Origin of the sequence: Fusicatenibacter faecihominis (assembly GCF_020686945.1) — a bacterium.
GTDB lineage: Bacteria > Bacillota > Clostridia > Lachnospirales > Lachnospiraceae > Limivivens > Limivivens faecihominis.
On sequence record NZ_JAJEPR010000010.1, the window covers coordinates 23489 to 36689 of the forward strand.

Below are 13201 nucleotides of genomic sequence, written 5' to 3' on the forward strand. Positions count from 1 at the left end.
TATATACAAAAAAATAGATAAAAAATATGTGAAAAACGGAAGAAATACCATGAATATATGAAAATATATTAACAAAACGTTTCAAGTTTGGTGAGGCGTTTCCAGAACGAAACAGAAAATACGGGGACAGAACAAACGGAAAAAACAAAAGTATTGCCAGCTCAATAGGAGCCAAGAACAGCTACTGGTTTCTGGTCCTCGTGTATACAGCCTTTAACCTGGCACAGGCGGTGTATCTGTATATCGGTTTTATTCAGGGAATTGACAGGGAACTGGATGAAGCAGCCATCATTGACGGCTGCAATGATGTGTTCCTTCTGACGAAAATTCTGATGCCGATCTGTAAACCGATTATTGCCACGGAAGCAATTTTTGTCTTCATCTATGGTTATGAAGAGTTGATTTTCTCTCTGATTTTACTTTCCAAACCGGAAAAGTATACGGCATCCAGGGCAATGCTGAATTTCACCGGGGAACATTCCACAGATATGGAACCGCAGTTTGCTTTCATTGTGAGTGTTTAAAGCTGTAAGCCAGCTGAAAGTAAAGGTACCGGAAAAATTATCCCTGGTGCCTGTGAGCTTCTGAAGAAAAAAATGGAAAATGAAGAACAGAGAAGCTATGCAAAGGTAATCCGGCCAAGGGGAAAAGTGTTAATCCGGGAATCCATCGCAGAACCGGGATAATATCAACTCTTTACTCATCCCGTACTTTGCTGTATACTTATTATGAAAATCAGGTGTCTGAGCAACGCCGAAATGAAGATTCAGGAGGAAAAAGTATGGCTATTTTAAAGCTGGCCCCCAGTTTTAAGGATTATATCTGGGGCGGACGAAGACTGATCGAGGAATATCATAAGCCCTACGACGGTGACATTCTGGCAGAGAGCTGGGAAGTATCCTGTCATCCGGACGGTCCGTCTTTTGTGACAAATGGAGAGTATGCAGGAAAGACCCTGCAGGAATACATAGATCTGGCAGGCAGAGAGGTGCTTGGAACCAACTGCCGCCGTTTTGACGAGTTTCCGGTGCTGATCAAATTTATCGATGCGAAGGATAACCTGTCTATTCAGGTGCATCCGGACAATGCCTATGCGCTGAAAAACGAGCATCAGTACGGAAAAACTGAGATGTGGTATGTGGTAGACTGCGAGGAAGGCGCTTACCTTTACTACGGCTTCAACCGTGAGGTCAGCAAGGAAGAGTTCGCAGAGCGTATCAAAAACAACACGCTTCTCGAGGTTCTGAACCCGGTGAAAGTAAAGAAGGGTGACGTTCTCTTCATCGAGTCCGGCACAATTCATGCTATTGGAAAAAATATCCTCATCGCGGAGATCCAGCAGAACTCCAATGTGACTTACCGTGTGTATGACTACGGCCGTATTGGTAAAGACGGCAAGCCCAGAGAGCTCCATGTGGAGAAGGCTCTGGAAGTGACCAGAAGAGAGCCGGTTCGCCCGAGAGAGGACTGCGCTCCCCATGTGGCAGCCTGCGACTATTTCGTGGTAGACAAGCTCAGTGCAAAAAATGAAAAACTCACCGGTTTTGTGGGAGAAGAATCCTTCAAGAGCATCCTCGTTATGGAGGGTGAGGGCGAGATCGTCAACGGCGACGAGAAAATGAGCTTCAAGAAGGGCGACAGTTTGTTCCTTCCGGCTGATTCCGGCGCTTATGAGATCAGCGGCGCCTTTGAGGCCCTTGTGACCAGCGAGGGAGCCAAGAAAAATCCGCTCCGCATCGGTATCGACATGGGCGGCACCAGCATCAAGATCGGCGTGGTCAATGAGAAAAATGAGATCATTGCGAGGACCGTTCTGGAGACCCGTCTGGATATCGCTCCGGAAGAGCTCATTGCCAATATGGGAAAAGTGACCAGAAAGCTTCTGGAAAATTCCAACATTCCTCTGGACCAGTGCGTGGGCGTAGGTATCGGAAGCCCGGGAACCATTGACGACAAGGAAGGCGTGGTGATCTATTCTAACAACTATGCCTGGGAGAATGTTCCGCTCCGTGCAGAACTGAAAAAATATCTTCCGCTTCCTATTTATATTAACAACGACGCAAACTGCGCGATGCTGGGCGAGGCCGCAGCAGGAGCCGCAGCAGGTAGAAAAAATGTAGTCTTCCTGACGCTTGGAACCGGCGTGGGCGGCGGCTTCCTCATTGACGGCAAGCTCTTTAACGGCGGCCTCTTAGGCGGAACCGAGTTCGGTCATACCGTTGTCCAGGTGGGCGGCGTGCGCTGCACCTGTGGAAGAGAGGGCTGTCTGGAGTCTTATGCTTCTGCTACCGGACTGATTCGCATGGCAAGAGAGCAGATGGACAAGCATCCGGATTCCCTGCTCTGGAAACTCTGCGACGGCGACAAGAGCAAGGTAAATGCAGAGCTGGCTTTCAAAGCTTCCGATGAGAAGGACGAGGCCGGTATGCTGGCTGTGCAAGAATACATGAAATATCTGGCAGCCGGAGTTGCCAATGCCATCAACATGTTCCGGCCGGAAGTTGTCGTTCTTGGCGGCGGTATTTCCAACCGCGGCGAGAAACTGGCAGCAGAACTGAATGGGATGGTAAAAGGCGAGTGCTTTGGACATACCTTTGTGAAACCCGCTGAGGTTGTCATTGCATCCCTGAAAAATGACGCAGGCATCATCGGAGCAGCAGAGCTCTGCTGATAAAAAAATAGGAAAAGCTCCGGCTGACAGGTTTTCTGCCAGACCGGAGCTTTTTTAAACAATTATTTTCTTGTGAGCCAGTCTTCGGGGAGTTCCGTAAGAGGTTCCGGGAAAGAGAGAAGAGAACCAACTCTGGCAAATTCTTCTTCCAGATTTTTATCCAGCTTTCCTTTCTCATTGGGAGACAGGTTCAGCATGAAGTTTACATTCATGGGGAAATACTGCTGCATTTTCTGGATGCCCCAGGAAGCAGGAGCCGGAGTGGTATCCGGATTCTTTGCGGTCTGCTCTACCGGAAAGCACAGGATACGGAGGAAAAAGAAAGCGGCAGCCAGAACGAACTTGTCCGTCAGGCTGTCGCCTATATACAGCAAAATTACCGGAATCCTCTTACGCTGAAAGAAACAGCGGAATATGTAGGGCTTTCCCCTTCCTATTTCTGACCTCCTTTAAGAAAAAATACGGGGTTCCGCCTGCCAGCTACCGAAAGCAGAAAAAGGAACTTACCGGTTAAAATACTTGTCCAGCTGTTCCATAAACTCCGCCGGGATCTCCTTCGGGAAGGGGAAGGTCGGGAGGTTTCCAAGGCGGTCGGCGATGTAGCCGAGGAGCATGGCGCTGCGCTTTAAGGACCAGGAGGAGATGAGGTCCACGGTGTCGTGGCGGGTGTGCATGCCGAAGCCGTCGCGGTTCAAGGTCATGGCCGGGATACCTTTCCAGGCGAAGGTGTTGGAGTCGCTGCCCCAGATGGCGTTGGAGGTCCGCATGCCAAGGCCGATCTCGTGGGCCATGTAGGTGATCATCTGGCAGATGGCGGGATCAGCAGTGACGCCGACAACGGTGCCGCCCACAAGCTGACCGGCTAGGTCCACATTCATATTGAACTGGTGGGAGGGAAGCTCAGAAGCATGGGCGCGGACATATTCCTGGCTGCCCAAGAGGCCTTTTTCCTCAGCACCAAACCAGATGAACTCCATCGTGCGCTTCGGGCGGTGAGCGTTAAAGTAACGGCAAAGCTCCATGATGATGGCTCCGCCGGAAATGTTGTCGTAAGCGCCGGGGCCGGCAGGTACGGAATCGTAGTGGGCGGTGAGGGTCAGGATTTCGTCGGGCTTCTCGGTACCGGTGATCCGGGCTGCCACATTGGCTGAGATCCGCTCCACAAGTTTCTGCTTCAGAACCAGTTTTGCTCTGGAAGCGCCGCGGCTTACGAGGTCAACGGCGTCTCTGTGATGGATGCAGACGCCCTGGATTGGTGTCTCTTTCATGGAAGGAAGAGAGTAGAGCGCGGGTTTCAGGTCCTCGCCCTCGTCGATGGGGGCGCCGCTGATGCTTAAGTAAGCGACGGCTCCTGCTTTGACCAGTTTCTCGTATAAATCTTTGCGGACCGGACCGTTTACCATCACGATCTTTCCTGTGGCATAGCCAAGGCTGATATCGTCGCCGTTCTCCGCATAGAGGAAGGGAGCCTCCACGCCGCCCTCCGGGGTACTGCCGCATTTGCCGTAACCGGTGACAACGTATTCTTTCTCAAAGGGTTCCGTGATAAAAAAGCGGGCTTCCTCGATCTCAAAAGCTTCAAAAGGAAACTCCTCCAGACGGCTCTCGAGGCCGAAGGAGCGGAGCTCTTCCTGGATGGAAGCGGCGGCTTTCTGTTCGCCTTCGGTTCCGGCTTCCCGGATATAATCAAATTTTCTGACAAAATCAAGCTGACGTTCTCCGTCAATTTCTTCAAAATACATGGTAAACCTCCAAAATAGTTATTCTTTCCTTATTCTAACATGGGAAGGATTTTATGACAATCATTTCCAACTATCTTTACATTTCCTGAAAGAGAAGAGTATAATGTTCGTAATTATTCAGAATAAAGCGGAATCGAGCTTGGCTCTGAATAATTACGTTACTACATAAAAAGAGGAAAAAGAAAATGAACGAAAAGAATCATTTATTCAGCAATCATGTATTGAAAATGCTCCTGATCCCGCTGGTGGCGGAGCAGTTTCTGACCTCCCTTATGGGAACGGCGGACAGCATGATGGTGAGTAATGTGGGCTCTGCGGCAATTTCAGCCGTCTCGCTGGTGGATTCCATCAACGTGCTGGTGATCCAGGCGTTTGCGGCTCTTTCGGCCGGCGGAACCATCGTCTGCTCCCAGTATATCGGGCAGAAAAATCTGAAAAAAGCCACAGAGAGCGCAAGGCAGCTCCTTCTGGCGGTGGCCTCCATTTCGGTGCTGGTCATGGTGGTTTGTCTGGCTTTCCGGACACCGCTTCTTCGGCTGGTATTTGGAAAAGTGGACGCGGAGGTTATGGATGCGTCGAAGATTTACTTCCTTATTACCTCCCTGTCCTTCCCTTTTATCGCCCTTTATGACGCGGGAGCTTCCGTCTACCGGGCTCAGGGTGATTCAGCAACGCCTCTTCGGATCTCCGTGGTGGCAAACTGCCTGAACATCACGGGAAATGCCGTGCTGATCTGGGTTTTCCATATGGGAGTGGCAGGCGCTGCTCTGGCGACCCTGGGCTCCCGTGTTTTTTCAGCGATTGTCGTTCTCTGGCTTCTTCGAAGTCCGAAAAATGAGATTGCCGTGAAAGATTATCTCACAATCCGTCCCGATGGCACCCAGATCGGCATGATCCTGAAGATCGGTATTCCCTCCGGCGTGGAAAACAGTATGTTCCAGTTCGGAAAGCTGGCGATCCAGTCTACGGTTTCCACCATGGGAACTGTCGCCATCGCCGCCCAGGCCATGACGAACATTCTGGAGAACTTAAACGGTGTGGCTGCCATTGGCATCGGTATCGGCCTGATGACTGTGGTGGGCGAGTGTATGGGAGCCGGCCGGAAAGACGAGGCTGTCTACTATGTGAAGAAGCTTTCGGTCATTGCAGAGGTGATCATCATCATCTGCTGCGGAGCAATTTTCCTGCTCACAAAGCCCATCACGACGCTGGGCGGCATGGAGCCGGAGAGTGCGAGCCTCTGCTTCCATATGATTACCTGGATCACGATCGTGAAACCCATCGTCTGGACCGCAGCCTTTATTCCGGCCTATGGCCTTCGGGCAGCAGGTGATGTGAAATTTTCCATGATCATTTCCTGCCTGACCATGTGGCTTTGCCGGGTGAGCCTCTGTATCTTCCTGAGCCGTCATTTCGGCATGGGTCCGATGGCTGTCTGGATCGGTATGTTTTCCGACTGGACTTTAAGGGGCATCTTCTTCGGAATCCGTTTCCACAGCCGGAAATGGCTGGAAAAGAAAGTCATTCAGTAAAGGAAAGCCCATGAAGAAAAAAGTGACCACGACGGATATCGCGAAAATGGCCGGAGTTTCCCAGGCGACGGTATCCATGATCCTGAACAAAAAATACAATGTCTCTTTTTCCAGGGAGACCATTGAAAAGGTGGAAAAAGCCGCGGAAGAGCTGGGCTACCACAAATCTGAGTGCCGGAGAGCAAGGAAACTTACGGGTCAGAAGCTCATCGCTGTCTTTTGCCCGACTCTCACGAATCCCTACTATGTGATGCTGCTTCAGGGCATTGAGGAGATCGCGAAGGAGAGCGGCTATACGGTCTTTGTCTGTAACACCCTGCGGGATCTGAAAACCGAGGAGAGCTGTCTTCGGATGCTGCGGCAGATCCAGCCCATGGGAATCATCTACACCTGCAATCCCAGCGCCTGTTTTCAGCAGGAGATCCTGGCCCTGTCGGAAAATATTCCGCTGGTGGTGATAAAAAACAGAGATCTCGATATGGAAGTGGATGTGGTGGAGCTCAACAACGCGAAGCCGGGACGGCTCATGGCCCGGCATCTTTTGGAGCTGGGGCACCGGAAAGTGGGGTTCATTTCCCCTCCGCTTACGAGACGGCAGCAGCAGCGCTTTCAGCGGGTGGAGGGCTTCATGGAGGAGTTTCGGGAGGCCGGGATTCCGGAAGGCGTCATCGTGAAGGCCGCAGACGAGGAGGTGGACAGCCGGGTGCCGGGAATGGATTCGGAGTACAAGATTGGCTATCAGCTGACGAAGGAGCTTCTGAAGGAGGAGAAAGGCATCACCGCTATCGCGGGCCTCAATGATATGATTGCTCTTGGCGTGCTGGACGCCCTGGCGGAAGCTAAGATCCGGGTGCCCTCGGAGATGTCAGTCCTGGGCTGTGACAACATCCTCTATGGAAAGCTCAAGGATATTTCCCTGACAACGATCGAGCATTTTGTTCAGCAGAAAGGCAGGGATGCCTGCGAGATTATTATTAAGAAGATTCACGCCCTCACAAGCCGGGAGGATGAGATCCGGCCCACGAGCATTTACCATATTGAATATGAACCGAAGCTCATCATACGGGGGACTACGGCGCCGGCGAAAGTGCGGCGGAACTTTAGCCCTGTAAAGAAATAAAGATAAATAAAAATTAAGAATTATTAGTAATAATCAAGACTATCTGACAGGGACTTCAACAGAATATCACGAAAGACAGGAAAGCATATATTGATAAAAGTTTATTTTATTAGTATATGCTTTTATTAATAAAAACTCAGGGCGGTTGACGGCGAAAGGAGATGTGCTATACTGGATTCAAAAGTTTACAGTACCTAATTCAAGGAGGAAAAAGCAATGAAATTTTTCGTAGATACAGCAGATGTAGATGAGATTCGCAAAGCCAACGACATGGGTGTGATCTGCGGCGTGACCACAAACCCGTCCCTGATCGCAAAGAGCGGAAGAAAATTTGAGGATGTGATCAAAGAGATCACTTCTATCGTGGACGGCCCCATCAGCGGTGAGGTAAAAGCCACCACCACCGACGCTGAGGGAATGATCAAGGAAGGCCGTGAGATTGCAGCCATCCATCCGAACATGGTAGTTAAGATCCCCATGACCGTAGAGGGACTGAAAGCAGTCAAAGTCCTTTCTTCCGAGGGCATCAAGACCAACGTGACCCTGATTTTCTCTGCAAATCAGGCTCTTCTCGCAGCTCGGGCTGGCGCAACCTACGTTTCTCCGTTCCTCGGAAGAATTGATGATATTTCCGGCTACGGCATTGACCTGGTTCGTCAGATCGCAGACATTTTCGACGTGGCAAAAGATATCCACACAGAGATCATCGCAGCCAGCATCCGCAACCCGATCCATGTAACCGACTGCGCCCTGGCAGGAGCTGATATCGCCACCGTTCCTTATAAAGTTATCGTTCAGATGACCAAACATCCGCTTACCGATGCCGGGATCGAGAAATTCCAGGCAGATTATAAGGCTGTATTCGGAGAGTAAGCCAGAAAAAGAGCTTGCATCAGACAGGGACTTTTCGTATAATGGGGGCAGCGGCATCCGGCCATCTGAAAAAGACCATGCTGCGCTGATTTCACGCTATGCGTGACAACATTTAAAGGAGCGAGGAATTAAGATGAACAAGTTAGAGCTTCAAAAGACTGCTAACGAAATCCGCAAAGACATCGTGACTGCTGTTCACAGTGCGAAGTCCGGTCATCCGGGTGGATCCCTTTCTGCAGCTGATGTTTTTACCTATCTGTATTTCAAAGAGATGGAGATCGATCCGAAGAACCCGAAGGATCCGGACAGAGACCGTTTTGTGCTGTCAAAGGGTCATAACGCGCCGGGACTTTATTCTGCACTAGCAGAGAGAGGCTATTTCCCGAAGGAGGATCTTGTAACTCTGCGTCATCTGGGCTCTTATCTGCAGGGCCATCCGGATATGAAACACATTCCGGGCGTAGATATGTCCAGCGGTTCTCTTGGACAGGGAATTTCCGCAGCTGTTGGTATGGCGCTGGCCGGAAAAATGGACGGAAAAGATTATCGGGTATTTACCCTTCTGGGCGACGGTGAGATCCAGGAAGGACAGGTCTGGGAGGCAGCGATGTTTGCCGGAGCCAGAAAGCTGGACAACCTGGTAGTGATCGTGGACAATAACGGACTTCAGATCGACGGAAATGTTGCTGACGTCTGCTCCCCCTACCCCATCGACAAGAAATTCGAGGCTTTCAATTTCCATGTAATCTCCGTAGCTGACGGAAACGATTTCGACCAGCTGGAGAGCGCCTTTGAGGAGGCAAAGACCGTCAAAGGCATGCCCGTGGCTATCGTGATGAAGACCGTCAAAGGAAAAGGCGTTTCCTTCATGGAGAACCAGGCCGGCTGGCACGGAAAGGCTCCCAACGATGAGGAGTATAAGATCGCAATGCAGGATTTGGAGAAAGCAGGTGAAGCATTATGTCAGAAGTAAAGAAGATCGCTACCAGAGAGAGTTACGGAAATGCCCTGGTAGAGCTGGGCAAAGAGCATGAAAATCTTGTGGTTCTGGACGCTGACCTTGCTGAGGCTACCAAGACCGGTATGTTTAAGAAAGTATTTCCGGAGCGTCACATCGACTGCGGTATCGCCGAGAGCAATATGGCAGGCATCGCAGCCGGTCTTTCCACTACAGGAAAGGTTCCCTTCATGAGCACCTTCGCCATGTTTGCGGCCGGCCGTGCTTTTGAGCAGGTGAGAAACTCCATCGGCTATCCCCATCTGAATGTGAAAATCGGTGCAACTCACGCCGGTCTTTCCGTAGGTGAGGACGGAGCAACCCATCAGTGCAACGAGGATATCGCTCTGATGCGCGTCATTCCGGGCATGGTTGTCATCAATCCGAGTGATGATATCGAGGCAAAAGCAGCAGTAAAAGCCGCTTACGAGTATGTAGGACCGGTTTATCTCCGTTTCGGCCGTCTAGCTGCACCGGTGATCAATGACCGTCCGGATTACAAATTTGAGATCGGCAAGGGCCTTACCCTCCGGGAAGGTAAGGATCTGACCATCGTAGCCACCGGTCTCATGGTATCCGAGTCCCTGGCAGCTGCTGAGATGCTGGCAAAAGACGGTATCGAGGCAAAGGTCATCAACATCCACACGATCAAACCGCTGGATGAGGAGCTGATTGTTGCAGCAGCAAAGGAGACCGGAAAGGTTGTTACCGTTGAGGAGCACTCCATCATCGGCGGTCTGGGAAGCGCTGTCTGCGACTGCCTGAGCGAAAAGGCTCCGACCAAAGTCCTGAAGATCGGCGTCAACGACGTCTACGGCGAATCCGGCCCGGCCAAGGAAGTCCTCCACAAATATGGTCTGGATGCAGAAGGCATCTATACGAAGATCAAGGCATTTGCATAAAAAAGAATATAATATGAGGGTTCGCTGATGAGCGGGCCCTTTTTTCATGTAATAGTTACAAAATTTTCTGCCCGGGGGCAAAAAGATTTTTCTGCTTATTGTATAAACATTTTTCACAAACTTGTGATATACTAACTCACAGAAAAAAGGTATAAGGGGAACAGACATGGAAATGGATTTTGTGATAGCCTGGGTGGACGGGAATGATCCTGCCTGGCAGAAGGAAAAGAGAAAAACGGAACATGTTCCTGAGGTCACGGCGGAAGCGGATGACAGAAACGAGCGCTACCGGGACTGGGATAATTTACAGTACTGGTTTCGCGGTGTGGAACAGTTTGCACCCTGGGTACGGAAAATTCATTTTGTCACCTGGGGGCATTTCCCCAAATGGCTGAATACGGAGCATCCGAAGCTTCATATTGTAAAGCACGAAGATTTCATCCCTTCTGAATTTCTGCCTACCTTTAATTCCCATACCATCGAATGGAATTTTCACCGGATTCTGGGACTTTCCGAGCGGTTTGTCTATTTCAATGATGACATGTTTCTGTTGAACCAGATCCACCCGGAGAATTTTTTCATCGGGGAAAAGCCCGTGGATATGCTGGCCCTGCAGCCGGATGTGGCAAATACGGATAATGAAGTGATGCCTTATATTTACCTGAATAATGCAATGCTCCTGGCAAAATACTTTAAGAAATATGAGAATATGAAAGCGCAGCCGGGGGCCTATTTTCATGTCGGTTATCCTCCGAAATATTTTTTCTATAATCTGATGGAGACGGCTTTTTCAAGATTTACGGGCTTTTACACAGTCCATGGGCCTTCGCCTCTGAAAAAAAGCACCTATGAGAAGCTGTGGGAGCTGGAAGGAGAGCGCCTTATAGAGGTCTGTGGCCATCCCTTCCGCCACAAGGGCGATGTGAATCAGTATGTGCTTCGGGAATACCAGAAGCTCAGCGGGAATTTTGTCCCGAAGAATGTGCAGAGGCTCTGCAGCTACTATGATATTGGAAATGATAACCGTGCGCTGACAGAGACGATCCGGAAGCAGAAAAGTCCGATCGTCTGTATCAACGACAGCAATCACGCAATCGACTTTGAAAAAGCGAAACGGGAGCTGAATGAGGCTCTGGAATTTCGGCTTGGGAAAAAATCTTCATTTGAAAAGTAACAAAAAGGGGAATATCAATGAATATCCTGCTGACAGGAGGCTCCAGCAGCCTGATCGACAGTATGATTCTGAAGCTCCGCAAAGAGGGGCATCGGGTGTTTATACTGACTGGTGACAAATATAAGCATAATAAATATGAAAAAGTATTTGAAAAATATGAGTTTCCATACGACAGCGAGAATCTGAATGAGATTCTGGAGAGCGTCAACCCGGATGTGACCATTTTGATGGGAGCCTTTGACACCAACTACTACTGGAATGGGGAGGAGAGGGAAAATGTCCGTTTTGTCTCTCATCTCGTAAATATTCTGGTGGCACATTCCAGGTTCAAGAAAACAAAATTGATTTTTCTCTCCTCGGACGAAGTGTACAGCGGAAATTACGCGCATGATATCGAAGAAGATGAGAAGTTTTCCGGTTCCGGACTGAAGGCAGAGTGTCTCTCCCAGGCAGAAGAAATGTGCAGGAATTTCTCGGAAAACCGGGGAATGGATCTGATAGTCTTAAGGCTGGATCATTTTTATGGGATTCCTAAAGGGAAGAAAGATTTAAATCATATTGTGGACAGAATGTGTCTGGAGTGTCTCCGGGACGGCTATATCAAGGCGGGTACGGATCATGAGTTTTCCATGCTGTATGAGAAAGATGCAGTGGAATATATTTATCAGGTGGTAAAACGGAAAAAACACGAGCATTTTCTCTATCATCTTTCTTCCAGTGATGTGGTCAGCGAACTGGAACTGGCAGCCATGATTCAGGATGAAATGAAGAGTGAGGCCAATATCATAACAGTTCCGGGAGGAGATGGGCGCTGTGTGCTTTCCGGCAGCCGTTTTGAGAGGGAATACGGTGTACACGCTTTCTGTGACTGGAAAAAGGCTGTGAAGGATATCGTTTCTTACATGCAGCGGCATAAGGGCGTTTTCCTGAAGGATGACGAGCTGAAGAAGCCCTGGTGGAAGAGGCTCTGGGAAAAATGGAAATGGCTGCTTCATGTGCTTTTTCCTTTTATGGAAAATCTGGCCTGCTTTATTCCGTTTTTCATGCTCAACAACCGTACAGTGGGAAGTGAATATTTTGCCAATCTGGATCCCTTCCTTTTATATGTGCTGCTCTTTGCCATTGTATATGGGCAGCAGCAGGCAACTTTTTCTGCCATGTGTGCGGTGGCAGGTTATTTGTTCCGGCAGATGTATACCAGAAGCGGTTTTGAAGTGCTGATGGATTACAATACCTATGTGTGGATTGCCCAGCTCTTTATTCTGGGACTGGTTGTCGGTTACATGAGAGATCAGATCCGTACGATGCGGATGGAGAGCCAGGAGCTTGAAGACCACTTATCGAGGCAGATCACGGATATCCGGGATATCAATGAGAGCAACATCCGCGTGAAAAAGGTCATGGAGCAGCAGCTCATCGATCAGAGGGATGGTATCGGCAAGATCTACAGCATCACGAAAGCGCTGGATCAGCGAATGCCGGATGAAGTTATGTTCTACGCCGTCGAGATTCTGACGGAGCTGATGGGAACACGGGATGTGGCGCTCTATAACGTGGTGAACGGGGATTATGCCCGGATCTTTTCTGCAGCCTCCCCAAAAGCCCGGAGTCTGGGAAATTCTATCCGCTATCGGGAGATGACAGAAATTTATGAAGAGCTGGCGGAAGAAAAGGTTTATATCAATAAAACCATGGATGAAAGGTATCCGCTGATGGCCCGGGCCATTTATCAGGAGGGTTCCATACAGATGATTATTATGTTGTGGGGCTTAAGCTGGGAAAAAATGACTCTGGGGCAGGCCAACTTCCTTACCGTAGTCAGCTATTTGATTCAGAATGCGGTGCTCAGTTCCCAAAGATACATGCAGGCACTGGAAGAAAAGCGATACAGCCAGGATTCCAGAATTCTGGAGAAGGAAGCCTTTGTTTCCCTGGTACAGGCTTATAAAAGTGCAGAGGAGCGGAATCTCGTGGAATGTATTCTTCTTCACATCGAGGTACCGGCGGAAAACTACCGGGATGTGGACGCAGCCATGACGAAGCGTCTCCGAGGCAGCGACTATATGGGCATCATGACAGACGGAGGGCTTTATGTTCTTCTGGCAAACACGACAAAAGAAAGTGCTGTTCCTGTACAGGCACGTTTTAAGGAAAATGGCTACCAGACAGAAATTGTGGAGTAAAAACAGC

At 49.7% G+C, this 13201-nt stretch carries 11 protein-coding genes; 9 read left to right on the forward strand and 2 right to left on the reverse strand.

What is annotated here, in order from left to right; all coding sequences use genetic code 11:
* Positions 1-164 precede the first annotated feature (164 nt).
* Both LKD71_RS07675 and LKD71_RS18330 read left to right on the forward strand, forming a co-directional pair.
* Positions 165-524, forward strand: a complete 360-nt coding sequence (locus LKD71_RS07675; RefSeq protein WP_227615032.1) for an ABC transporter permease subunit — start codon at positions 165-167, stop codon at positions 522-524.
* Positions 525-781: 257 nt separating this feature from the next.
* A complete protein-coding gene (locus LKD71_RS18330) occupies positions 782-2671 on the forward strand; it encodes a type I phosphomannose isomerase catalytic subunit (RefSeq protein ID WP_331466409.1) in 1890 nt (629 codons plus the stop codon).
* Between the two features lie 62 nt (positions 2672-2733).
* Here the strand turns inward: LKD71_RS18330 and LKD71_RS07690 are convergent, their stop codons facing one another.
* Together LKD71_RS07690 and LKD71_RS07695 are read right to left on the reverse strand one after the other, a co-directional pair.
* On the reverse strand, positions 2734-3045 hold the full coding sequence (locus LKD71_RS07690) for a hypothetical protein (protein WP_227614968.1): 312 nt from the start codon (positions 3043-3045) through the stop codon (positions 2734-2736).
* A gap of 129 nt (positions 3046-3174) precedes the next feature.
* Complete coding sequence (locus LKD71_RS07695; RefSeq protein ID WP_227614969.1) at positions 3175-4413, reverse strand: M20/M25/M40 family metallo-hydrolase; 1239 nt, start codon at positions 4411-4413, stop codon at positions 3175-3177.
* 185 nt (positions 4414-4598) lie between these two features.
* Here LKD71_RS07695 and LKD71_RS07700 point away from each other — a divergent pair, with 185 nt between their 5' ends.
* The 7 genes from LKD71_RS07700 (at position 4599) to LKD71_RS07730 (ending at position 13194) form a co-directional block, all read left to right on the forward strand.
* A complete protein-coding gene (locus LKD71_RS07700) occupies positions 4599-5945 on the forward strand; it encodes an MATE family efflux transporter (RefSeq protein WP_227614970.1) in 1347 nt (448 codons plus the stop codon).
* 10 nt (positions 5946-5955) lie between these two features.
* On the forward strand, positions 5956-7065 hold the full coding sequence (locus tag LKD71_RS07705; RefSeq protein WP_227614971.1) for a LacI family DNA-binding transcriptional regulator: 1110 nt from the start codon (positions 5956-5958) through the stop codon (positions 7063-7065).
* Positions 7066-7281: 216 nt separating this feature from the next.
* A complete protein-coding gene (gene fsa, locus LKD71_RS07710; protein WP_227614972.1) occupies positions 7282-7938 on the forward strand; it encodes a fructose-6-phosphate aldolase in 657 nt (218 codons plus the stop codon).
* Positions 7939-8071: 133 nt separating this feature from the next.
* Positions 8072-8911 (forward strand): transketolase, encoded by an 840-nt coding sequence (locus LKD71_RS07715; protein WP_227614973.1) that lies wholly within the window; start codon positions 8072-8074, stop codon positions 8909-8911.
* Positions 8899-9837, forward strand: a complete 939-nt coding sequence (locus LKD71_RS07720; protein ID WP_227614974.1) for a transketolase family protein — start codon at positions 8899-8901, stop codon at positions 9835-9837. The genes LKD71_RS07715 and LKD71_RS07720 overlap by 13 nt, the downstream gene beginning before the upstream one ends.
* Before the next feature lie 166 nt (positions 9838-10003).
* Positions 10004-11011 carry a stealth family protein gene (locus LKD71_RS07725; RefSeq protein WP_227614975.1) on the forward strand — a complete coding sequence of 336 codons (1008 nt, stop codon included), beginning with the start codon at positions 10004-10006 and terminating at the stop codon, positions 11009-11011.
* Positions 11012-11028: 17 nt separating this feature from the next.
* The gene (locus LKD71_RS07730) at positions 11029-13194 is read left to right on the forward strand and encodes an NAD-dependent epimerase/dehydratase family protein (protein ID WP_227614976.1); all 2166 of its coding nucleotides are present in this window, start codon (positions 11029-11031) and stop codon (positions 13192-13194) included.
* Positions 13195-13201 lie beyond the last annotated feature (7 nt).